This is a genomic window from Streptomyces nanhaiensis (assembly GCF_046614825.1).
Classification (GTDB): Bacteria; Actinomycetota; Actinomycetes; order Streptomycetales; family Streptomycetaceae; genus Streptomyces; species Streptomyces radiopugnans.
Map to the genome: position 1 here is coordinate 1 of NZ_JBKJFM010000123.1, position 18,875 is coordinate 18,875.

The following is an 18,875-nucleotide window of genomic DNA, read 5'->3' on the forward strand; positions in this document are numbered from 1 at the left end:
GGGGGGGGGGGGGGGGGGGGGGGGGGGGGGGGGGGGGGGGGGGGGGGGGGGGGGGGGGGGGGGGGGGGGGGGGGGGGGGGGGGGGGGGGGGGGGGGGGGGGGGGGGGGGGGGGGGGGGGGGGGGGGCTCGGAGGCGACGGGCCGCGGCGGCACCGGGTCCACCACGCGCCGCGCCTCCTCGGGCAGCCGCGCCAGATCGGCCTCGAAGCGCTCGCGGGCGGCCGCCAGGGTCGCGGGCGCGGCGACGCGCCGGCCGCCGGTCATCACCGTCTCCAGCAGCGGTTCGGCGCCGGGCGGCGGTGTCTCTTCGCGCAGGGCGACGACATCGGCGAAGTCCGGGCCGCGGAAGACCTGCTTGGCCCCCGGAGCGGTCACCTTGGCCGCGGACAGCTTCATCACCGGCCGCCCGTCGTAGGCCACCAGCTTGTAGGCGGAGTCCAGATAGGGGGCGTCGGCCGACACCCCGACGCGGGTGCCCACGGCGTAGGTGTCGATCGGGGCGCCGGAGCGCACCAGGCGGTCGACGCCGTGCTCGTCCAGGCCGCCGCTGGCGACGATCCGCACCTCCTCCAGCCCGGCCCCGTCCAGGATCCGCCGCGCGCGCACGGCCAGTTCGCCCAGGTCGCCGCTGTCGAGCCGGACGGCGCAGCCGGACCCGTAGCCCAGGTCGCGCAGCACCCGCGCCGCCGTCCGCACGCCCCCCTCGGTGTCGTAGGTGTCCACCAGGAAGGTCACCGGGCCCGGATGGGCCCTGGCGAAGGCGTGGAAGGCCGCCTCCTCGTCCTCGTACGCCTCCACGAAGGAGTGCGCCATGGTGCCCACCGCCGGGATGCCGTAGGCGGCGGAGGCGGCCACGTTGCTGGTCCCGGCGAAACCCACCAGGGCGCCGAGCCGGGCCATGCGCAGACCGGCCTCGACCCCGTGGGTGCGGCGCAGCGAGAAGTCCACCACCGGACGGCCGCCGGCGGCCAGTACGCAGCGCGCCGCCTTCGAGGCGACGGCCGTCTGGTGGCTGAGCTGGTTGAGCAGGCAGGTCTCCGCCAGCTGCGCCTGCGGCAGCGGCGCGGTCACCTCCAGCAGCGGCTCGCCCGCCAGCACGATCCGGCCCTCGGGCACGGCCCGCACCTCGCCGGTGAACTCCAGCCCCCGCAACGGCTCGAGGTCCTCCACCGGGCGGTGCAGCGCCTCGGCGAAGGCGGCGGCCTCGCTCGCGCCGACCCGCAGCCCCTCCAGGTACGACAGCGCCGACTCCAGCCCCGCCGCCACCAGGAAGCCGCGGTCCGGCGGCAGCTTCCGCACGAACAGACTGAAGACGGCCTCGCCGGTCATGTCCTCGCGCAGGTACGCCAGGGCCATGCTCACCTCGTACAGGTCCGTGGTGAGCGCTCCGGGGACGGTCATCTGTCCGGTCATGTCCGCAGTCTCCTTCCGCGCGCGGCCCGGCGCACCTCCACACGGGGCGGGCCCCTCCGGCCACCCGGTCCGCGGCCGGCCGGTCAGTCCGGCTCCATGTAGGGGCGGCGGAAGACCGGTGCGGACCCGGCACCGTACGGGTACACGGCCGCCATCGCCTGATCGGCCGCCGCCCGGAGCGGGCCGGAGGTGTCCACGGCGACGGCCTCCGGCCACGGCGCCTCCCGGGCCGCCATCTCGGCGGCCACCTCCGCCCCGGCGTCGGAGACCCCCGGCGCGCGGCCGGCCAGCCGGGACGCGGCCACGTCGCCCGGCACCCGGCAGTGCAGGGCGACCAGGTCCGCCCCGGCGCGCTCGGCGGTCCGCCGGGCCGCCTCCCGCTGCTCCGGATCCGTCCAGCTGGCGTCCAGCACCACCGACTCGCCCGAGGACAGCAGGGCGGCCGCGCGGTCCAGGAGGGCCGTGTAGACGGCACGCGTCCGCTCCGCCGTGTACAGGCCCTCGCCGTAGGGAGCGGGCGCCGGCCGCTCGGCCGGGATGCCCGCCAGCTCCTTGCGGACGCGGTCGCTGCTGAGCAGCGTGACACCCATCCGGTCCGCCAGCGCCCCCGAGAGCGTGGACTTGCCGCGGCCCGGCAGCCCGCCGACCAGGACCAGGCGTACGGCGGAGGCGCGCAGGTGGCGCAGGGCCGCGGTGACCAGCCGCCGCGCCTCCTCCTCCGCGTCCGGCGCGCCCTGGACGGCCTGGATGAGGGAGACCTTGGCGCGGACGAAGGCGCGGTAGGCGACGTAGTGGTGCCACAGGGAGGGCGGGGCGGGATCCCCGGAGTACTCGCCGTAGTGGGCCAGGAAGAACGCCGCCGCGTCCGGCGCGCCCAGCCGCTCCAGGTCCATCGCCAGGAACGCGGCGTCGTCCAGGCCGTCGACGCGGCGCAGCCGGTCGTCGAACTCCAGGCAGTCCAGGACGCGTGGGCCGTCGTCGAGGCAGAAGACGTCCTCGGCCCGCAGATCGCCGTGCCCGTCGACGACCCGGTTGCGGCGGACACGGGTCTCGAACAGCACCTCGCGGCCGCCCAGGTAGCGGCGCACCAGCCGCTCGGCCTCGGGCACCCCCTCGGGCAGCGCGATCGTGCCCTCCAGGGCGCGGACCTCGGCGAAGTTCGCCTCCCAGCGTCCGGCGAGCGCGTCCCGGGTGCCCTCGCGCACCACCTCCGGGCCGCGCGGGGAGTCCGCGTGCCGCGCCGCCAGCAGCCGTGCCACGGCCCGCAGCGGCTCCCGCACGTCCGCGCCCCGGCCCACCAGGGCGGCCAGCCGCCGCTCGGCCGGCATACGGCGCATCACCACGACCGGCTCGGGCCCGCCGTCCTCCTCCGGCCCGCCGGACCGCGCGGGCCGCAGGCCGGGCGGGCAGTGGACCTCCGCGAGCCCCAGGTAGACGTCGGGCGCGAAACGGCGGTTGAGCTCGATCTCCCGCTCGCACCCCCGCCGCCGGGCGGCGAGGGTGGTGAAGTCCACGAACCCCAGGCCGACCGGCTTCTTGAGCTTGTAGACGCGGTCCCCGAGGAAGAACAGCACCGCGGTGTGGGTCTCGCGGACCTCCGCGCGCGGGGGGTGCGCCGCCCCCGCCCCGGCGCCGGGGCGGGGTTCGGGACCGGGGGCCGGCGGTGTGTGCATCCTGTCGCTCCTGACTGCGGCGTGGTTCGTGCGGGGTTCGTGAGAGGCCGTACGCGGGCCGCGCGGGCGGGACCCGCGGGCGCCGCCCGGTGGGGAGTACCGGGAAGCACGGTCCGGAAACCCCCGCCGCCGCGCCCGCCCGGACCGGGGGCGGGGCGTACGCCGTCCGATGGAACCCTCACGGCACCGGGGTTACGGTGGGAGGCAGAGGCCGGAGGCGTATCCGCGCCTGGCAGGCACCCGCGACGCCCGGTGCGGCGACCGCCGAGGCCGGCGGGCCCGGCGTGCGGAGGGCGTGGACACCGGACCGGGCCGGACGCATCCGGGCCGCATCGGCCCCGCACCACCCAGGGAGCAGACAATGGCTCACACACAGGACTGGAAGGTCCGCGTCCACCTCTTCGAGGAGGAGGGCACGACGAAGGCCCGCGCGGTGCTGGACCTCGGGGGCACGGAGATCAGCGGCCAGGGCGTCGCACGGCGCAACCCGCACGACAGGGACGTCCCCGAGATCGGTGACGAACTCGCGGCGGGACGCGCGATGAACGACCTGGCGCAGAAGCTGCTGAGCGTCGCGCGCACCGACATCGAGGGCGTGGCGCACCCCGGGCCCTGACCCCGGCCGGATCCGGCCGGACCGGGCCCCGGGCGCGCCCCGGCCCGCGGGCGCGCCCCCCGGGGCCGCCCAACCGACAGGCCGGCGGGCGGCCAGGACCGGGGAGGCCCGATGAGCACAGGGGAACTGTCCGACGAACGCGTGACGGCCGCGGTCCGCGACGCCACCGCGGCCCCGTCCGTGCACAACACCCAGCCGTGGCGCTTCCGGTATCTGCGGAGCGAGGGCGTCCTCCAGGTGCGCGCGGACTTCGGCCGCGCGCTCCCGCACGCCGACCCCGACGGGCGCGCCCTCCACATCAGCTGCGGCGCAGCCCTGCTGAACCTGAGAGTCGCGCTCGCCCACCAGGGGCTGCGGCCGGTGACCCGGCTGCTGCCGGACCAGGGGGACCCCGCGCTGCTCGCCGTGGTGCGGCCCTTTGGTCCCGAGGACGGCGGCGAGGGCGGCGGCGAGGGTGGGCTCGGTGCGCTCCACCCGGCCGTCCACCGACGCCACACCAGCCGCCTGCCGTTCACCGAGACCGAGATCCCCCGGGCGCTGCGCACCGCGCTGTCCGACGCGGCCCGGAGGGAGGGCGCCCTGCTCGACTTCCCGGGGCCGAGTCATCTGCGCTGGGTGCTGCAACTGGTGGAGGAGGCCGAGGCCCGCAACCGCACCGACCGCGGCGAGGCGGAGGACCTGGCGCGCTGGACCCGCGCCGACGCCTCCGACGCCTCCGATACATCCGACGCCGCCGGGGCGCCCGCGGCCGGCGACGGGATCCCCGAGTACGCCTTCGGGCCGCGCAGGTTCGACGGGCGCGCCCCGGTACGGGACTTCGCGGGCAGCGGTCGGGTGTCCGGGCGCCGGGCGGCGACGTTCGAGCGGCACCCGCAGATCGCCCTGCTCAGCACGGTGAAGGACCGTCCCGAGGACTGGCTGAGGGCGGGTCAGGCCATGGAGCGCGTCCTGCTGCTGGCCACCCTGGAGGGCCTGGTCGGCTCGCCGGCCACCCAGCCCGTGGAGTGGCCGGACCTGCGCTGGCCGCTGCGTGATCCGGTGTCGGGCCGTGGCCAGGTGCAGACGGTGCTGCGGCTGGGGTACGGCCCGCCGGGGCCCGGCACCCCGCGCCGCCCGCCGGGCGAGGTGCTCGACATCCGGCCCTGACCGCCCGTCCCCGCCCGACCCACGGGCCCCTCCGGGCCGTCGGTTCCGCCGGGCCGTCAGTCCCGGTCCGGGCGGCGCGGGGCGCCCGGGGCCTTTCGGTGGTGCAGATGGCGGACGTGCGCGTCGGGCCCGGGGAAGACGAGCGTGACCCGGCCGGTGTCCGACCAGCGCACGTCGTACGGCGGTGTCCCGTCGTCGTGGTGCAGCCCGACGATCTCGCCGTCCCGCCGGGCGACTCCCGTGGCCGGGCTCTCGATGATCAGCTCGTCTCCCAGTTCCGCGTGCATGCTCGTCACCGCTCTCCGAACTCTCCGGCGCCCGCCCCCGATGCCGTGGTCCGGCCTCCGCGCGCCCCGGACACTGGACCGGGTACCCCGCGACGCCGTACCCGCAACCGGGCGGCGGAACCCCGCCGGACTTCCGATTGCGGCGTCCACGGGCCGCGCCCACACTGAGGACCATGAGCACCGCCCTCCCCGAGACCCGGCCCGGCGCGGACGGTGGCGGCACACTGCGATGAGCACCGGAACCGAGCCCCTGGGGGGCGCTCCCGCCCCGGCCGGAGCCGCGGTGCAGACGGTGCCTGCCGCACAGGTCCACGCCGCACTGGGCACCTCCCCGCGCGGTCTGACCGGGGCCGAGGCCGCGGCGCGGCGCGAGAGGTACGGGCCCAACCGTCTGCCGCGCGCCGCCCGCCGCGGCTCCTGGCGGCTGCTCACCGCCCAGTTCACCGATCTGTTCGCCGTCGTCCTGACCGTCGCCTCGGCGATCACCTTCCTGGCCCACGCCCTCCAGGACCCTCCGCAGGAGGGAACCCTGCAACTGGCCTTCGCCATCCTCTGCGTGGTGCTGCTCAACGCGGTCATCGGCTTCGCACAGGAGTACTCCGCCGAGCGCACCGCCGAGACGCTCCGGGCGATGGTGCCGCACACCAGCCGGGTGCTGCGCGACGGCGAGCGGCGTGAGCTCCCCGCGGACGAACTGGTGCCCGGCGACGTGGTGGTCCTGGAGGCCGGGGACGCGGTACCGGCCGACTGCCGCCTGGTCGAGGCGCACGAGGTCTCGGTCGGCAACGCGTCCCTGACCGGGGAGAGCGCCCCGGCGCGCCGCACCGCCGACGCCGTCGCCCCCGGACCGCCCCTGGAGGCCCGCAACCGCGTCTTCATGGGCACCGACGTCGTCGCGGGCACGGCCAAGGCCGTGGTGTACGCCACCGGCGCGGCCACGGAGTTCGGACGGATCTTCCGCCTGGCGGCCGCGGCCTCCCGCCAGCGGACGCCGCTGCAGCGCCAGGTCGCCTCCATGGCGCGCCGGGTGGCGGGTACGGCGCTGGCGATCGGCGCGGCGCTGTTCGCCGTACGCCTGCCCGCCGGGCAGGACCTGGTGGCCACCTTCGTCTTCGCGCTCGGGGTGATGGTCGCCCTCGTCCCCGAGGGGCTGCCCGCCACCCTGTCGGTCTCCCTGGCGATCGGGGTGCGGCGCATGGCCCGGCGGCACGCGCTGGTCAAGAAGCCGCTGGCAGTGGAGGCACTGGGCGCCACCACCGTGATCTGCACCGACAAGACCGGCACCCTGACCCGGGCGGAGATGACCGTCACCCGGGTGTGGGCGGGCGGGAGGACCCACCCGGTCTCGGGGGTGGGCTACGAGCCGGCCGGGAAGGTGGACGACCCCGGCGCGGTGCGCACGCTGCTGCGCGCGGCGGTCCTGTGCTGCGACGCCCGGCTCCTGCCGCCCGCGGAGCACCGGGGGTGGCGGATCCTGGGCGACACCACCGAGGGGGCGCTGCTGGTGGCCGCGGTCAAGGCCGGGATCGACCCGGCCGCCGAGGAGGCCGCGGCCCCCCGCGTCGCCGAGCACCCCTTCGACCCGGCCCGCAAGCTGATGAGCACCGTCCACCGCACCCCCGGCGGCGGCGCGGACCACCCGCCGTACACCGCCTTCGTCAAGGGCGCCCCGCACGAGGTGCTCGCCCGCTGCGAGGCCGTCGACTGGCTCGGCGAGCGCAGGGGGCTGACGGGGGAGTTGCGCGCCGCCGTCACCGCCGCCCACGACGAGATGGCCTCCCGGGGCCTGCGCGTCCTGGGCGTGGCCCACCGCCCGGTGGCGGGCGGGCCCGGCCCCGGTCGGGACCGTATCGAGTCGGGACTCACGCTCCTGGGCCTGGCCGGCATGCTGGACCCGCCGCGCCCGGAGGTCAGCGACGCGGTCGGGGCCTGCCGACGCGCGGGCGTCCGCATCGTGATGGTCACCGGCGACCACCCGCTGACCGCCGAGGCCGTCGCCCGCCGTGTGGGCATCGTCCGCGGCCCCGAACCGGCGGTGGTGACCGGCGCGCGGCTGGAGCCGATGGACGAGCGGGCCTTGGACGCCCTGCTCGCGCAGGAGCGCGAACTGCTGCTGTGCCGGGTCGCCCCCGAGCACAAGGCCCGGGTCGTGGCCGCCTTCCAGCGGCGCGGCGAGGTCGTCGCGGTCACCGGCGACGGCGCCAACGACGCCCCCGCCCTCAAACACGCGGACATCGGTGTGGCGATGGGCGCCTCCGGCACCGACGTCGCCCGCGAGGCCGCCGTCATGGTCCTGCTGGACGACTCCTTCGCCTCCATCGCCGCCGCCGTCGGGCTCGGCCGGTCCGTCTACCAGAACATCCGCAGGTTCCTCGTCTACGTCTTCAGCAGCAACATCGGCGAACTCGGCCCGATCCTGGCGGCGACCGCCGCCGGTTTCCCGCTCGTCCCCATCAGCGCCGTCCAGGTCCTCGCGATCGACCTGGGCACCGACGTCATGCCCGCCCTCGCGCTGGGCGCCGAGCCGCCGGAGCCCGATGCGATGGACCGCCCGCCGCGCCCGAGGCGCGAGCGGCTGTTCTCCGCGGCCGTGATGGGGCGCGTGCTGTTCCTGGGAGGCATCCAGGCGGTCTGCGTGAGCGCCGTGTTCCTGTGGCAGGTGGGCTCCTCGGGCATTCCCTACGCGGACTTCACCGAGGACACCCCCGTCTACCGGGAGGCGGTCACCATGGTCCACGCCGGCATCGTGCTCAGCCAGTTCTTCATCTCCCTGTCGGTGCGCACCGACAGGCGCAGCGCCCTGCGGCCGGGGGAGCTGCTGTCCAACCCGTGGCTGCTGGGCGCCGGTCTCCTGGCGGTCGCCGTCATGGCCGCGATCAGCTACGTGCCGCTGCTGCAGGGCCTGTTCAACACCGCGCCGCTGGAGCCGGCCGACTGGGCCCTCCTGGCGGTTCTGGGCGCGCTGCCGCTGGCGGCCGACGAGGCCCGCAAGGCGTGGCTGCGGCGCCGGCTCCCCGCCGGGGGCGGTGCGCCGGCGCACCGGGAGACGCACCGGGAGACGCGGCGGGAGGGGGACGCGCGATGAGGGTGGTGATCGCCGGCTGCGGACGGGTGGGGTCCGCGCTCGCGGTCCGGCTGGCCTCCGAGGGGCACGACGTACGCGTCGTCGACCGCTCGGCCAGGGCGCGCGGCCGGCTTCCGTCCGGCTTCCCAGGCCTGTTCCGGCAGGGCAGCGAGTACGACCGCGCCGCGCTGGAGGCCGCCGGCATCGAGCACGCGGACGCGTTCGTCGCCGTCGCCTCCGAGGACAACAGCAACATCGTCGGCGCGCGCACGGCCAGGGACACCTACCGCGTCCCCGTCGTCCTGGCCCGCGTCGACGACGCCGGCCGCGCCGACATCTGCCGTGAGCTGGGCATCCCCACCGTCGCCGGCGTCCAGTGGACGGTGCACGGCATCCACCGGATGCTGCTGCACCGCCACCTCATCCCGGAGGCCGCCTTCGGCGGCGGCGAGACGCTGCTGGTGCGCTCCCGGCTCCCGGAGCACCTCACCGGGCGGCGGCTGACCGACCTCGACGTCGACGGCGAGATCCGCGTCGTGGAGGTCACCCGCGCCGGCCGCTCCCTCGTCCCCGCCCACGGCACCCGCGCCGAGCCCGGCGACCTGGTCGCCTTCGCCGTCGCGGCCACCTCCCTGGAGCGGCTGCGCGGCTTCCTGGACAGGGAGTTGGGCACATGAGGATCCTCGTCGCCGGCGCCGGACACCTGGGCGCGCAGATCGCCCGGGCGCTGGCCGCCGCCCGCAACGACGTCGTCCTGGTCGACCGTGACGGGGACCGGGCCGCCGAGTTCGCCGGCCGGCCCGCCGTCGGCGTGGTCGAGGGGGACGCCTGCGAGCCCGCCGTCCTGGAACGCGCCGGAGCGTTCACCGCCGACGTCCTGATCGCCGCCACGGACCGGGACGAGGACAACCTCGTCATCGGCCTGCTGGCCAAGCGCCGGTTCGCCGTCCCCCGCGTGGTCGCCCGCGTCAACGACACGGACAACACCTGGCTCTTCGACGCCCGCTGGGGCGTCGACGCCGCCATCCCCGCGACCACCCCGCTGATCTCCCTGGTGGAGGAGGCGACCGGGGCGGCCGACACCGTGGCGCTGCTGCGGCTGAGCAGGGCGGGCGTGGACGTCATCGAGACCGCGATCACGGCGCACTCCCGCGCCGCCGGGCGGGCGCTGGCGGACATCGAGCTGCCGCCCGGCACCGTGGTGGCCACCGTCGTGCGCGACGGCCGGCCCACCGTCCCCGCACCGCAGATGCCGCTGAGGCCGGGCGACGAACTGCTCGTGGTGTCGCACTCCGCCACCGAGGAGGAGATCCGCGCGGCCTTCCGGTGACGGGCGGGACCCGGATACGCCGGAAACCCGTCACGGGACGGTCCCCGGGCGCCGAGCGCCTTGTCCCGCCACCGCGTCGGCCCGGTGTCATCGGTGGTGACGCCCGGTCCCGCCCTGGGCGGACCGTCACGGTCCGCCCGGGGACGGCGGCTACGGGCGGGCGGCCTGACCCGGGCCGGCGCTGGTGCGGTTGCCCCTCTCACGCGTGCAGAATCGGAAAGCCGACCCCGGCCCAGAGCGAACGCGGAGCGGCGGGCCCCTCGGAGGCCGGGCCGGCGTCGGCGGTCCACACCCTCGCGTGGGTGGTGGAGTCGTCGGCCGATGGCCATCCCGGGTCGCCGGTCGCTGCGAAACCGGCCCATGCGCGCACCATGCGGCGTGCCAGCGCGTGGTCCGCGGCGGTGGGTGCGCCTCCGATGAGGAATGCCAGGCGGTCGTCACCGATGTTGCCGAAGGCGAAGGGGATGTCCGCACAGTGCCAGGCCCGCACGGCCCCGTTCGCCCCGGCGCGCCGGCGGTCGAAACGCGACAGGTGGGTCCGGCCGCCGGCTCGGCGGTGAAACTCGGCGAGCCGGTTGCTGTACTCGACGAACAGCAGATCGCCGAAGACGGCGAGGTAGACGTCGAGCACCGGGGCGTGGGGCATCGCGGCGCGGTAGCCGGCCACCAGGTCGTCGGGGAGGCCGAAGTCTTCGGCGAAGAGAGCCAGCTGTTCGTCGGTGGTGACCTTCGCGCTGCTGCCGACGGCATCGAGCAGCCAGTACTCCTCCGTGGTGTGACAGACCAGCAGGTCCACGTCCCGGGCCGCTCCGGCGGCCATCCCCGTGAGGGGGTCGGTGGCCAGGACGTCACCGTCGAGGACCGGCGCGTAGAGCGAGGGGTCGTAGTGGCGGGATCCGGAGGCGGGGTCCCGCCGGTAGTTCTCGACCACCCGGTCGGAGGCGGCGACCAGTTCCCGCGGAGTCGCTGACGTCAGGCCTTCGGGCGTGGCGGGGCAGCCCGCCGCCTCGGCGACTTCACGCGTGGTCGCCGCAGCGGTGCCGAGCGTGTGGCAAGTGCCGGCGGCGCTGTGGGCGATGGCGCGGTGGAACAGGCCGCGGGCGCGGTCCATGACCATCAGGCAGGCCACCGAGGCAGCCCCGGAGGACTGGCCGGCGACCGTGACGTTGCCGGGATCACCACCGAACTCGGCGATGTTCTCGCGTACCCAGCGCAGAGCCGCGATCTGGTCGAGCAGGCCCCGGTTGTCCGGGTGGCCGCTCCTTCCCCCGCCCGGGACGCGACCGAAACCCTCGAAACCGAGCCGGTAGTTGAGGGTGACCAGGACGAGCCCGGCGCCGGCCAGGACGGTCCCGTCGAAGTCGGGCTGAGCCGAGGACCCGAAGGTGTGGGCACCGCCGTGAATCCACACCAGGACGGGAAGGCGGCCCCCGTCCGGAACCGGCGTCCAGACGTTGACGGTGAGGATGTCCTCGTCGCCCGGTGACCACACGGGCGCGCCGGGCAACCGCGCCGACTGCGGGGCGACCGGGCCGAAGTCCGTGCAGTCCCGCACTCCGGTCCACGCGGGTGCCGGGAGGGGCTCCCGGAACCGGTTGGCGCCGAACGGAGGCGCGGCATAGGGGATACCGAGGACGGCGACGACGCCGGCGGAGGCACGGAAACCCTGAACCGGACCGCTCGTCGTCCTGAAGACGTCCATGGGAACCGCCTCTCCCGGCAAGCCGGGTCGTCGGGAGGATGCGGGACCAGTCTTGGGTAACCCAGTACGCCGAGTCCAACAGCGAGATCGTCCTGATTGACGCACCCACGACGTAGAACGCGCCGTCGTGGACGCGCAGCGCCAACCGGGCGCGATGGAGGACGCCGAGGAGGTCGAGGACGTGCCCGCCACCGCGTACGAGGCGGGATGTCCCGGAGACGTGCGCGGTGCCGCTCGGCCGGGCGTGGCCGATGAGTGCGCGGAACTCCGGGCGCCGGAGGAGCGCAAACGGCTGGAGGTGCCCGGGCCCTCATCGAGGACGACCGGATCCTCGATGCCGGGGCTGACGGGATTCGGGTCGCCGCGAATCCCCGGATCGCCCGGGGTCACCGGACGCTCGCCGCACCTGTCGTCGTTCGACCGTCCGTCGACGGGCGCGGCGGGCGCGACGGGCGTCGGTGCCGCGGGCCGCCGAGGCGAGGGCCGGCAAGGGGCGGCCGCCGCCCCGCCGCCACCGTCGGGAAGACGGCCGCTGTGCGCGCGGCCTCCCGGTCGTCCCGGCCCGGGGCAGGGCCGCCGCGAGTACGGGAACCGTGTCAGCGCCCTCGCGGGCTGCGCCGCGCAGCGAGCCGTCCGGACTCCGGGGCATCCCGTGGCGGGTTTCCGGCGTGTCCGGGTCGTGCTTCGGGGGGCGGGCGGGGCGGCGGGTGCCGGGGAACGGATCAGCGCGGGGAGTAGGTCAGGCAGTCGGCCGTGCCGTGCAGGGCGCCCACCGAGATGCCGGTCGCCTGGCATTCGAAGTCGGTGTTGTGCCGGCAGTCCGACATCTTGCAGGCGCCGACGTGCGCGGCGGCCTCCGGGCTGCCGCCCTTGCGCGGGGCGGTGAAGAACGTGTCGCATTGGGCCTGCTGGGGGTCGCCGATGGTGATGGCGAGCGCGTGGCAGGCGTGCTCCCTGTTGTACGCGCAGGGCTCCACGGCGCATTCGGTCACAGCGGGCATCTCCATGGATCTCTCCAGTGCTCTTCGGGTGTCCTCGGGCGCTTCGGTGTCCGGGCATCCGGCCCGGGGCCGGATGCCTGAGGTGGAGACGTTCCCGAACGGGCGGCGGTGCCTGCCACCAGGGCGCCGCAGTTCACCCGATGGGCCGAGCACGGAGAGGCCCCGGTTCACTGTCCGAATAAAAAGCGTGCCAAGCAGTTCATATTACAAATCAGAGGCCGAGGTGGGCGGCCGGAGCCGGACACCCCGAGGCAGGGCAGCGGTCCGCCCGAGTGAACCGATACCTTTGGGTAAAGGCTCGAGGGCCTGAGGGAAGGACCGGTGGGCATGGGGAGCGAGAAGGACGCGGGACGTCTGCCTCGGCTGCAGTTGGACGAGTTGCTGGACGAGCTGCAGGCTCGCGTCGACGCGGTGCGCGGCACCCGGGACCGGGTGCACAGCCTGCTCGAGGCCGTGATGTCGGTGGGGCAGGAGCTGGAGCTGTCCCACGCGCTCCAGCGGATCGTGGAGGCCGCGGTGCTGCTGGTCGACGCCGAGTACGGCGCCCTCGGCGTCATCGGCGAGGACGGCCGGCTCTCCCAGTTCATCCCGGTGGGCATCGACGCGCGGACGGTCGACGCCATCGGTCCGCTGCCGTCGGGCCACGGGCTGCTGGGCGAGCTGATCCGCCACCCGGAGCCGCTGCGCATCCCGGAGCTGGCCGAGCACCGCAACTCCTCGGGCTTCCCTCCCAACCACCCGCCGATGCACTCCTTCCTGGGCGTGCCGATCCGGGTGCGCGAGGAGGTCTTCGGCAACCTCTACCTGACCGAGAAGCGGGGCGGGGCGGAGTTCGACGCCGAGGACGAGGCGGTGCTGTCCACCCTCGCCGTGGCGGCGGGCGTGGCCATCGAGAACGCCCGCCTCTACGAGCAGGCCCGCAACCGCGAGCGCTGGATGGAGGCCAACGCCGAGATCACCGCCGGACTGCTGTCCGGGGTGCACGAGCACGAGGTGCTGGCGCTGGTCGTCGACCACGCGCGCCACATCCTCGCCGCGGACCTGGGCGTACTGGCCCTGCCCCTGGAGGACACCGGCAACCTCCAGGTGGTGCTGGCCGAGGGAGAGGGGAGCGAGGAGTTCCGCGGCCTGGTGCTGCCGGAGGAGGGATCGTTCGTGGGGGCGGCGCTGGCCGCCGGCGAGGCGATCACCAGTGCCGGCATCGCGGGCGACCCCCGCATCTCGGCGGGTACGGAGCGCTGGAAGGGCATGGGCCCGGCGGTGGCGGTGCCGATGGGCGCCGGCGACGGGGTGCGCGGTGTGCTGCTGCTGGCGCGCCGGGAGAGGCGCGCGCCGTTCACGGAGACGGAGACGGCGCCGCTGGCGTCCTTCTCCGGACAGGCCGCGGTGGCCATGGAGCTGGCGGAGCGGCGACGGGCGGCCGAGCAGGTGGCCCTGCTGGAGGACCGCGACCGCATCGCCCGCGATCTGCACGACCTGGCCATCCAGCGGCTGTTCGCCACGGGCATGACGCTGCAGAGCGCGGTGCGTTTCGTCCAGCACCAGGAGGCGAGCGAGCGGTTGCTGCGGGCCGTGGACGATCTGGACGAGACCATCAAGATCATCAGATCGACGATCTTCGGTCTGCGCAGCCACGGCGACGGCCGGGGCCGGCAGCAGGGGCTGCGGGTGCGGGTGGCCCGGCTGGTGGAGGAGGCCGTGGGGAACCTGGGCTTCACCCCGGCCCTGCGCATGGAGGGGCTGGTGGACACCGATGTGCCTGCGGCCGTGGCCGACCACGTGGTGGCGGTGCTGGCCGAGGCGCTGTCGAACGTGGCGCGGCACGCGCGGGCCGCGGTGGCCGAGGTCTCGCTGGTGGTGGCGGGCGGTTCCCTGACCGCCACGGTGGCCGACGACGGGGTGGGCATCCCGGAGGGCGGACGCCGCAGCGGGCTGGTGAACCTGGCGGAGCGGGCCGAGAAGCTCGGCGGCGAGCTTCTGGTGGAGAGGCCGCCGTCCGGCGGCTCCCGCCTGGTGTGGCGGGTGCCGCTGGACGGGGTCTGAGGAACCGGAGTCCGAGTAACCGGGGCCGAGGGAAACGGAGTTCGGGGGACCGGGCCCGCGGGCCGGGGCGGCGCGGTCACAGACCCGTCTCCAGTACCTCCCGCACGGGCCGGCGGGGCGTGGCCGGTCCCTCGGGGCCGTAGCCGAGGCGGACGAGCATCTGGACGTACCGGGGGCCCGCGGTGACGCGTTGCAGGGACCTCCGGAGGTCGGGCCACTCCAGGGCCTGGTGCAGCAGCGAGGTGCGCACCGAGTGGGCGGTGGCGACCAGCAGGACGTGTTCCAGCGCCTGCCCGGCGCGGAGCCAGTCCGCGCGCCGGTCGCGGGCCGTGGCGAGGACGGCGATGGTGGGGCCGGTCTCGAACCGGGCCGTGAGGGTGCCGCCCGCCCCGACTCCGGAGAAGTCGCGCAGAGGCAGGCGCCCGGTGGCGTCGCGGGCGCCCAGGGCGGCGCCGGGGAGTCCGTCGTGGGCGCCCTCGCGCATCCAGGAGCGGTTCTCGGCGCGGCGTGCGTCGGTCTCGGTGTTGCGGCGTTCGGCCGCGGCGGTCAGACGCATCATCCGGGTGGTGTCCCGGACGCCGGGGAACCACAGCGAGGCGCCCTCGGCGCGGGCGGCGGCGGCCAGTTCGCGCAGGAGCCACTCGGGCGGGCGGTGGGGGGAGAAGGGGAAGCGGCTGCTGTGCCGCCGCCACAGGGCGGCGTACAGGTCGGGGCGGTGGCGCGGGTCGGGTGCGTCGGCCGCGACCGGGCGCACGGAGGCCAGCAGGTCCGGTTCGGCGGGGCGGGGCAGCAGTCGTACGGCCGGTTCCCAGCCGGTGCGGGCCACCGCCACGCGGAGGTTGAACAGGGCGGCGCCGACGGAGACGTGCAGGGCCCGCCCGACGGGGTCGGTGTGGCGCAGCCCCCGTCCCGCGGCGGCGCGTACCTCCAGGGTGGCGGTGGCGGGGTCCAGGCGGTAGCGCCAGGGCTGGGTGTTGTGGATCGACGGTGCGGCCACGGCGGCGGAGACGAGGTTCTCCAGGACGACCGCGTCGAGTGTGGTGGGTGGCATGGTGTGCTCCTCCCGTTCCGGCCGCCACCAGGCTGCCGCCGCGGAGGCCCGCCGGGGCAGTGCCTTTGGTCCCGTTCCGCGCCGCCGACCGGTCCAGTGCGGCCGGGTGGCCCGGGAAGCGGGGACGTACGGCCCCCGGGCGCGTCCGGTCGGCCCTGGCCGCGGCCGCGCGCGGGGAGGTTGGCTGGGGGTGATGCCGAGGAGGTGCGTCATGGAGAAGGTGGCGGTGGCCCTGTCGGGGGGCGATGCCTACCGGGTCTCGGTGCGCGGTCACGAGTTCACCGTGGACCAGCCGCCGGAGGCCGGCGGCGAGGGACTGGGGCCCACACCCGTGGACCTGTTCGTCGCGTCGCTGGCGTCGTGCGTGGGCTTCTACGCGGGCCGCTACCTGGCGCGGCACGGGCTGCCGCGCGAGGGGCTGCGGGTGGAGACGGAGTACGAGATGGCCGCCGACCGGCCGGCGCGGGTGGGGGAGGTGCGGTTGCGCCTGGTGCTGCCGCAGGACATCGGGGAGGTGCGCACCCGGGCGCTGGCGGCGGTGGTGGACCACTGCACGGTGCACAACTCGCTGCGGCAGCCGCCGCGGGTGGACATCGGGATCGGCTGAGGAGCCGGGGGCGAGGACGAGGAGGGGAGCGGCCCGGCCGAGGGGATCGGCCGGGCCGCGGTCTTCGGTCCGGCTTCCGGGGTGCGCCCGGGAGCCGGACCTCCGCCGTGTCCCCGGTGGGGGCCGAAGCCCCGGGCGCCCGGTCGGCTCCGGCGCCCTTCAGGTGCTCTGCGCCGCCCGGGTGAGTTCGTCGGCGACCGAGCGCGCCCACCTCCGGACGTGCTCGCGGTCGCGGAAGTCCCCGCCCTTGCCCTGCTTGACGATCTGCCGGGCGATGAAACCGAGTGCGTCCTCCCCCAGCCGGCCGCCGAAGGTGGTGTGGCCGCGTGCGTCGACCAGGGCGGCGACGCGTGCGGCGCCGGGGGCGGGCGGGATGTCGCGCTCCTCGGCGGAGGAGTCCAGCGGGCCGCTGCTGAACAGCCACACCGGCAGTCGCGCCAGGGCGTGGCGGTGGCGCCGGGCGAACCGGGTGGCCTCCCTGACCCAGCGGCCCGCGTACAGGCCGGAGCCCAGCAGTACGGCGTCGTAGCCGTCGAGGCCGTCGAGCGCGGCGGCCTCGGCGGCGGGCAGGACGTCGGCGGTCAGGCCGCTCTCCCGCAGGTCCTGGCCGATCCACTCGGCGATCTCCGCGGTGGAGCCGTTCTTCGAGCCGTGGGCGACGAGTACGTGCGGTGGTGTCATCGTGATCGCCTTCCTGTGAGGTGCCGGGCGCTGCCGGGCGCCCGGGAGGTCCCCGGGTGCCCGGCAGGGCCGGCGTTGTGCCGGTGGTGTGCCGGTGGTGTGCCGGTGGTGGTGTCAGTGGTTGCGCAGCCACCGGTCGGCGAGGCCGTGCAGTGCGGGTTCCTCGGGCCGCAGCCGTGAGTCGTCCAGGTGGTAGGTGAGCCGGCTGACGACGTCGACCACGCCGTCGAGGCGGCGGATGAGGGCGGTGGCGACGGGGATCTCGCTGCGCCGTTCGACCTGTCCGGTGAGGGTGACCACACCGTCGGCGACGGAGACGGAGACGGTGTCGGGCGACAGCCACAGGGACCGGACCAGGACCTCGTCGACGACCTGGGCGCGGATGTCGGCGTCCGGGCGGAGGAAGACGCCCAGCAGGTCGCGGCGGGTGACGATGCCGACCAGCCGCTCCTCCTCGTCCAGGACCGGCAGCCGCTGGACGCCGTGGGCGACCATCGTGCGGGCCGCGCGTGCCACGGAGTCCAGGGCGTGGACGGTGACGGCCGGTGCGGTCATCAGCTCGCCCGCGGTCAGCGGGCGTCCGGCGGCCGCCCTGCGGCGCCCGGCGCGCCCCCTGGGCGGGGGGCCGTCCGTTCCCTGGCGCGCCTGGTGGGCCAGGAGGTCGGTCTCGGAGACGACTCCGAGGACCTTGTCGTCGTCGTCCACGACGGGCAGGCCGCTGATGCCGTGCCGTGCGAGCAGGTGGGCGACCTGCTTGAAGGGTGTCGCCGGGTGGGCCTTGACGACGTCGATCGTCATGACGGCGCCGACCACTTTGTGCTTCATGGTGTCCTCCGTGTTCTCTTTCCGGCGGCCTGTCAGCGCAGCCGGCGCAGGTGGGGATCGTGGGCGCGCCTGGGCAGCAGGCGCACGCGGGCGTCGACGGCGGTGGCGCCGTCGGGCCGGGCCAGGACCGGGTTGAGGTCGGCCTCGGCGAGTTCGGGCAGGTCGCAGGCCATCCGCGACAGGCGCAGCAGGATCTGCTCCAGGGCCTCCAGGTCCACCGGTTCGCCGCCGCGGTGCCCGAGCAGCAGGGGGGCGCAGCGGGGTGCGGTGATCAGGTCGTGGACGTCCCGGTCGGTGAGCGGGGCGAGCCGGGCGGCGTGGTCGGCCAGGACCTCGGCGGCGGTGCCGCCCGGTCCGAAGAGGACCAGGGGCCCGAAGACCTCGTCCTGGACGACGCCGGCGACCAGTTCGGTGCCGCGCCGTGCCATGGGCTGGACGAGCGCGCCGGTCATGGCGCCCTCCAGGCGGGCGGACAGGTCCCGCCAGGCGGCCCGTACGCGGTCCTCGTCCTCGAGGTCGAGTGCCACGGCGTCCTCCTGGCTCCGGTGGTGCATGCCGGGCCAGTGGGCCTTGAGGGCGGCGCGTTCGCCGCGCCGCCCGGTCAGGCGGGCGGCGGCCCCGGCGGCGGCGTCCTCGTCCTCGGCCCATGCCTGGGGCAGGCGGGGGATGCCGTAGTGGTCCAGGAGGCGGGCGCAGTCGCGGGGGTCCAGCAGGCCGCCCGAGGGGTGGTCGGCGAGGAAGGCGCCGACCAGGGCGCGGGCGGCCTCGGTGTCCACGCCGGACAGTTCGGGGACCTCGCCGGGCGGGCGGCCCAGCCAGCGGGTCCGTTCGGCGGCGTGGGCCAGGGCGCGGGCGGCGTCCTGGGGTTCGGCGTACGCGGGGAGGGCGGTGCCGTCGTCCGAGCGGAGCAGGCGGACGCGTTCGGCCTGGCCGGGCAGGACGGCGACGACGGTGCGGGAGGGGTGGGCGGAGGCGGTGCGCAGCAGTTCGCGGACCTGGGCCCCGTCATCCTCCCCGTCGGCCGGGGCGGTGGGCACCAGGACGGCCAGGACGGCGTCCACGCCTCCGTACTCGGCCAGCCGTCCCACGCACTCGGCCGGCCGCGGCCCGCCGCTGCCGTCCGTGTCGACGGGGTTGGCGGTGGAGGCGCCGGCGGGCGGGGTGCCGAGCAGGTCGGCGGTGAGGGAGTCGGGCAGGCGGGGGAGGGTCAGACCGGCCTCGGCGCAGGCGTCGGCGGCCAGGACCCCGGCGCCGCCTGCGTTGGAGACCACGGCGACGCGGGTGCCGGTGGGCAGGGGCTGGGACTGGAGCAGGGCCGCGGTGTCCAGGAGTTCGCCGATGCCGCGGGTGGCGATCACCCCGGCCTGGGCGAACAGGGCGCGGCGGGTCATGGCGGGGGCGGACGCGGCGGCGGTGTGCGCCGCGGCGGCGCGGCG

15 protein-coding genes and 1 pseudogene are annotated in these 18,875 nt (G+C 76.0%); 7 read left to right on the forward strand and 9 right to left on the reverse strand.

Going from position 1 to position 18,875, the window contains the following annotated elements:
* Positions 1 to 1,413: nicotinate phosphoribosyltransferase (locus ACLIYP_RS22715; RefSeq protein ID WP_412714966.1), on the reverse strand; the 1,413-nt coding region annotated here is incomplete at its 3' end.
* Between the two features lie 83 nt (positions 1,414 to 1,496).
* Positions 1,497 to 3,086 carry a bifunctional aminoglycoside phosphotransferase/ATP-binding protein gene (locus ACLIYP_RS22720; RefSeq protein WP_412714967.1) on the reverse strand — a complete coding sequence of 530 codons (1,590 nt, stop codon included), beginning with the start codon at positions 3,084 to 3,086 and terminating at the stop codon, positions 1,497 to 1,499.
* Positions 3,087 to 3,447: 361 nt separating this feature from the next.
* Between ACLIYP_RS22720 and ACLIYP_RS22725 the strand changes: the two genes are divergently transcribed.
* Both ACLIYP_RS22725 and ACLIYP_RS22730 read left to right on the forward strand, forming a co-directional pair.
* The gene (locus tag ACLIYP_RS22725) at positions 3,448 to 3,702 is read left to right on the forward strand and encodes a DUF1876 domain-containing protein (RefSeq protein WP_093656560.1); all 255 of its coding nucleotides are present in this window, start codon (positions 3,448 to 3,450) and stop codon (positions 3,700 to 3,702) included.
* Positions 3,703 to 3,813: 111 nt separating this feature from the next.
* Positions 3,814 to 4,848 carry an Acg family FMN-binding oxidoreductase gene (locus ACLIYP_RS22730; RefSeq protein ID WP_412714968.1) on the forward strand — a complete coding sequence of 345 codons (1,035 nt, stop codon included), beginning with the start codon at positions 3,814 to 3,816 and terminating at the stop codon, positions 4,846 to 4,848.
* Between the two features lie 104 nt (positions 4,849 to 4,952).
* Here the strand turns inward: ACLIYP_RS22730 and ACLIYP_RS22735 are convergent.
* Positions 4,953 to 5,135, reverse strand: a pseudogene (locus ACLIYP_RS22735) (DUF1918 domain-containing protein); the annotation flags it as partial.
* A gap of 229 nt (positions 5,136 to 5,364) precedes the next feature.
* Here ACLIYP_RS22735 and ACLIYP_RS22740 point away from each other — a divergent pair.
* From ACLIYP_RS22740 to ACLIYP_RS22750, 3 genes are read left to right on the forward strand one after another with little or no spacing between them, the layout of a single operon-like run.
* A complete protein-coding gene (locus ACLIYP_RS22740; RefSeq protein WP_412714969.1) occupies positions 5,365 to 8,220 on the forward strand; it encodes a cation-translocating P-type ATPase in 2,856 nt (951 codons plus the stop codon).
* Positions 8,217 to 8,876, forward strand: coding sequence for a potassium channel family protein (locus ACLIYP_RS22745; RefSeq protein WP_412714970.1), 660 nt, complete (start codon positions 8,217 to 8,219; stop codon positions 8,874 to 8,876). The genes ACLIYP_RS22740 and ACLIYP_RS22745 overlap by 4 nt, the downstream gene beginning before the upstream one ends.
* Positions 8,873 to 9,529, forward strand: a complete 657-nt coding sequence (locus tag ACLIYP_RS22750) for a potassium channel family protein (protein ID WP_412714971.1) — start codon at positions 8,873 to 8,875, stop codon at positions 9,527 to 9,529. The genes ACLIYP_RS22745 and ACLIYP_RS22750 overlap by 4 nt, the downstream gene beginning before the upstream one ends.
* Positions 9,530 to 9,728: 199 nt before the next feature.
* Here the strand turns inward: ACLIYP_RS22750 and ACLIYP_RS22755 are convergent, their stop codons facing one another.
* Positions 9,729 to 11,231 (reverse strand): carboxylesterase/lipase family protein, encoded by a 1,503-nt coding sequence (locus ACLIYP_RS22755; protein WP_412714972.1) that lies wholly within the window; start codon positions 11,229 to 11,231, stop codon positions 9,729 to 9,731.
* A gap of 722 nt (positions 11,232 to 11,953) precedes the next feature.
* Complete coding sequence (locus ACLIYP_RS22760; RefSeq protein WP_412714973.1) at positions 11,954 to 12,238, reverse strand: DUF1540 domain-containing protein; 285 nt, start codon at positions 12,236 to 12,238, stop codon at positions 11,954 to 11,956.
* Positions 12,239 to 12,559: 321 nt separating this feature from the next.
* Between ACLIYP_RS22760 and ACLIYP_RS22765 the strand changes: the two genes are divergently transcribed.
* Entirely contained in the window at positions 12,560 to 14,275 is a 1,716-nt protein-coding gene (locus ACLIYP_RS22765) for a sensor histidine kinase (RefSeq protein ID WP_412714974.1), read from the forward strand.
* A gap of 76 nt (positions 14,276 to 14,351) precedes the next feature.
* On the opposite strand, the gene ACLIYP_RS22770 is transcribed toward ACLIYP_RS22765, so the two are convergent.
* The gene (locus tag ACLIYP_RS22770) at positions 14,352 to 15,326 is read right to left on the reverse strand and encodes an Acg family FMN-binding oxidoreductase (RefSeq protein WP_412714975.1); all 975 of its coding nucleotides are present in this window, start codon (positions 15,324 to 15,326) and stop codon (positions 14,352 to 14,354) included.
* Between the two features lie 211 nt (positions 15,327 to 15,537).
* Here ACLIYP_RS22770 and ACLIYP_RS22775 point away from each other — a divergent pair, with 211 nt between their 5' ends.
* Positions 15,538 to 15,933, forward strand: a complete 396-nt coding sequence (locus ACLIYP_RS22775) for an OsmC family protein (RefSeq protein WP_412714976.1) — start codon at positions 15,538 to 15,540, stop codon at positions 15,931 to 15,933.
* A gap of 159 nt (positions 15,934 to 16,092) precedes the next feature.
* Here the strand turns inward: ACLIYP_RS22775 and ACLIYP_RS22780 are convergent, their stop codons facing one another.
* The 3 genes from ACLIYP_RS22780 to ACLIYP_RS22790 form a co-directional block, all read right to left on the reverse strand.
* Positions 16,093 to 16,614 (reverse strand): flavodoxin domain-containing protein, encoded by a 522-nt coding sequence (locus ACLIYP_RS22780; protein ID WP_412714977.1) that lies wholly within the window; start codon positions 16,612 to 16,614, stop codon positions 16,093 to 16,095.
* Between the two features lie 114 nt (positions 16,615 to 16,728).
* Positions 16,729 to 17,439: a CBS domain-containing protein gene (locus tag ACLIYP_RS22785; RefSeq protein WP_412714978.1), complete on the reverse strand. Its 711-nt coding sequence runs from the start codon at positions 17,437 to 17,439 to the stop codon at positions 16,729 to 16,731.
* Positions 17,440 to 17,471: 32 nt separating this feature from the next.
* Positions 17,472 to 18,875, reverse strand: a 1,404-nt coding sequence (locus ACLIYP_RS22790) for an acetate--CoA ligase family protein (protein ID WP_412714979.1), incomplete at its 5' end; no start/stop codon positions are given.

Excerpts from the sequence above, each read along its gene's own strand:
- ACLIYP_RS22720 (WP_412714967.1), bottom strand. The coding sequence starts at position 3,086 with ATGCACACACCGCCGGCCCCCGGTCCCGAACCCCGCCCCGGCGCCGGG.
- ACLIYP_RS22725 (WP_093656560.1), top strand. The coding sequence starts at position 3,448 with ATGGCTCACACACAGGACTGGAAGGTCCGCGTCCACCTCTTCGAGGAG.
- ACLIYP_RS22730 (WP_412714968.1), top strand. The coding sequence starts at position 3,814 with ATGAGCACAGGGGAACTGTCCGACGAACGCGTGACGGCCGCGGTCCGC.
- ACLIYP_RS22740 (WP_412714969.1), top strand. The coding sequence starts at position 5,365 with ATGAGCACCGGAACCGAGCCCCTGGGGGGCGCTCCCGCCCCGGCCGGA.
- ACLIYP_RS22745 (WP_412714970.1), top strand. The coding sequence starts at position 8,217 with ATGAGGGTGGTGATCGCCGGCTGCGGACGGGTGGGGTCCGCGCTCGCG.
- ACLIYP_RS22750 (WP_412714971.1), top strand. The coding sequence starts at position 8,873 with ATGAGGATCCTCGTCGCCGGCGCCGGACACCTGGGCGCGCAGATCGCC.
- ACLIYP_RS22755 (WP_412714972.1), bottom strand. The coding sequence starts at position 11,231 with ATGGACGTCTTCAGGACGACGAGCGGTCCGGTTCAGGGTTTCCGTGCC.
- ACLIYP_RS22760 (WP_412714973.1), bottom strand. The coding sequence starts at position 12,238 with ATGGAGATGCCCGCTGTGACCGAATGCGCCGTGGAGCCCTGCGCGTAC.
- ACLIYP_RS22765 (WP_412714974.1), top strand. The coding sequence starts at position 12,560 with ATGGGGAGCGAGAAGGACGCGGGACGTCTGCCTCGGCTGCAGTTGGAC.
- ACLIYP_RS22770 (WP_412714975.1), bottom strand. The coding sequence starts at position 15,326 with ATGCCACCCACCACACTCGACGCGGTCGTCCTGGAGAACCTCGTCTCC.
- ACLIYP_RS22775 (WP_412714976.1), top strand. The coding sequence starts at position 15,538 with ATGGAGAAGGTGGCGGTGGCCCTGTCGGGGGGCGATGCCTACCGGGTC.
- ACLIYP_RS22780 (WP_412714977.1), bottom strand. The coding sequence starts at position 16,614 with ATGACACCACCGCACGTACTCGTCGCCCACGGCTCGAAGAACGGCTCC.
- ACLIYP_RS22785 (WP_412714978.1), bottom strand. The coding sequence starts at position 17,439 with ATGAAGCACAAAGTGGTCGGCGCCGTCATGACGATCGACGTCGTCAAG.